Annotated in this window: 3 protein-coding genes; all 3 read right to left on the reverse strand. The window is 29.7% G+C overall.

Going from position 1 to position 2,600, the window contains the following annotated elements:
• Window positions 1-267 (reverse strand): DUF3098 domain-containing protein (locus N4A42_RS11370; protein WP_294074066.1); only part of this gene is annotated, 267 nt, incomplete at its 3' end.
• Window positions 268-602: 335 nt separating this feature from the next.
• Window positions 603-1,640 carry a thioredoxin-like domain-containing protein gene (locus tag N4A42_RS11375; protein WP_294074068.1) on the reverse strand — a complete coding sequence of 346 codons (1,038 nt, stop codon included), beginning with the start codon at window positions 1,638-1,640 and terminating at the stop codon, window positions 603-605.
• A gap of 9 nt (window positions 1,641-1,649) precedes the next feature.
• Window positions 1,650-2,528 (reverse strand): permease-like cell division protein FtsX, encoded by an 879-nt coding sequence (locus tag N4A42_RS11380; RefSeq protein ID WP_294074070.1) that lies wholly within the window; start codon window positions 2,526-2,528, stop codon window positions 1,650-1,652.
• Window positions 2,529-2,600 lie beyond the last annotated feature (72 nt).

A 2,600-nucleotide genomic window follows, 5' to 3' on the forward strand; every position in this document is an offset into this window, starting at 1 on the left:
ATTGTTTGGGTTTTTGTCCTTATTCGGATTTGCTAAAATAGCATATACCTGAAAACCAAAACCAATAAGCACAAGTGTTGGAGCTAAACGAATACGCCTCCAACTAAAAACATCAGGATTCCAAACATTAGGATCATCACTACCACCACCAGACATTAGAATAAAACCAACAACGATACATGCTAAACCTATAAGCATAAACTTGTAGTTTTTATTTCCGAAGATAAATTCTGCTTTAGATTGTTCTTTACGCTTTTTTTCTCCCATAATATTTCCCACGAAAGTGGAAATCTTTTAAACATCCTAACATAACTTTTTAGCTAATTAGGATTAGTTATTATTAAACTCGGCAAATAAAATACCATCTTCAATAGCTAATTATGCTATATGTGTAGATGTACCAAATGTTAAAATTGGTAAGTGCAAAATAACAGTTTTATTTAAAACTTTTGCGTTAAGGGAATCTAAATTTAGTCCTTGTGCTAATCTATATTAATGTAATACTCTTTTTATTATCTGTTTTAAATAAATTATCATAGTTGCTACCTTCAATAATTTGAGTAATTTTCACATTGATAATTACAAACTCTTTAGGGTTAGAATTATAAATCATTAAAATAATTGGCAATTTCTTCAAAAGAGTAAAACTTGGTTTTTACTTCGCCAGTATTAGATATAAGGATATAGGTAGGGAATTCCCAAACATTCATAGTATCTACCAAATCGTTTCCTTTTCTTAATTCTCTATAATTTTGCCAATTGTAATTGTTGGTTTCTAAATAATGTAACCATTTGTCTTCTACAGTGTCTATTGAAATGCCTATTAATTCAGTGTTTTTATTACTTAAGACGTCTAAATATGTGGCAATTTTTTTATGATCTTTAACGCAAGGCGGACAGTGTACAAACCAAAAATCTATTAAATAATCGCCATTGTGTGTTGTGCTAACTTTAGAAACTTTTCCGTTTTTATCATAGAAATTAAATTCTGAAAGTTCTAAGCGTTCTTGTTTTAATAATTTATTTAATTCTCTGTGAATGCTAAGTGAATGGGTTTTTAAATCTTCGGGTTGCTTTTCTAAAACGATTTGTAAGTCTTTAAGCAGTGGTTTGTGATTTTTATTTTTAGCTATGTAGTAATCACTTATTTCAAAGGAAAGCGGATGGTGTATACATTCCTTAATTTGCTTTAATAAAATGTTATTGATGATGGAATCATTAACTTTTAAAGTCTTTAGGCTATCTAATGTTGCATAGAAATGCATTTGTTTATAATAGATATCAGAATTGGTGACTGTATCTATCATAAACTGTTCAGCGGTTAGTTTGCCTTTTAAGTTGATGTGTTTCCCGTTAAGAAATATCTTTTTAGAGGATACTTTTTTATTGTTGAATACATTGATTTTAAAAGCATCGTGTATTGTGTCTTTCTGATGAAAAATAAATGGCCTTTCATTAGTTGTTATCGTAATAGCTTCGGATTTATTATAATTTAAAAGCTGAATACTATCTGGTTGATTTGTGCCTGAAATTTCAATTGAAATAGTATTTGGATTTGTGCTTTTAGAACCATTGCAAGCAAAAAATACAAATGTAAAGCAAAGACAAGTAAGGAGGAGAAGGTTAAATCTAAACTTCATTTTTCCTAATTAATAATACAACTGATCGGTTTTTAAATTCAAGAAGCGTTGGGTGGCAATAAAGGTGCTAATCCAAGTAATGATAATGCCTAACACAAAAATACCTGCAAAAAGCCCAATAATCATAACGGTATTTCTGAGTAATTCTAATTCTGGGAATGTTATATCGAGATAGTACAATACAACACCCATACCGATTAAAGCAACAATAGCACCAATAATACCCAGTTGAACACTTTTCCAAACAAAAGGTTTTCTAATAAAGCTCTTGGTTGCGCCAACCATTTGCATGGTTTTAATAATAAAACGTTTAGAATACACAGCCAAACGAATAGAACTGTTAATTAGTAAAACAGCAATGAGTGTAAAAAGAGCGCTGATAATTAATACCCAAAAACTAATTCGTTTTACATTATCGTTCATTAATTCTACTAGGTCATTATCGTAACGTATTTCTTCAATAAATGATTTGTTAGATAAGTTTTCAGATATTTCACTAAGTTTTTCTGTAGTTACATAATCTGCTTTTAAGTAAACATCGATCGAATTTTTAAGCGGATTATAACCTACAAAATCCATAAAATCTTCGCCAGTTTCTGCTTTCATTAATTCAGCAGCTTCTTCTTTAGAAACATATTGCGCTTCTTTAGAATATTCTGCCATAGCTAAACTCTTTTTAAGCTGATTAACTTCAACCTCTTTGGCAGTGTCATTAAGATAAATAGTCATTACCACTTGTTCTTTAAAATGATCCGCTACTTTTTTAGAATTAATAACCAATAGGCCTAAGCAACCCAAAAGAAATAAAACCAAAGCAATACTTATTACTACAGAGATGTAAGAAGAAATTAATTTTCGCTTTTGGTATTTGTCAAAAGATGAAGCCATAAAAAACAGATTAATGCAGTAAAAATATAAAACTATTCGCTTTTGCAGACTATTACAACGTTTAGTTTTTAA

Source organism: Winogradskyella sp. (assembly GCF_025210595.1).
Lineage (GTDB): Bacteria > Bacteroidota > Bacteroidia > Flavobacteriales > Flavobacteriaceae > Winogradskyella.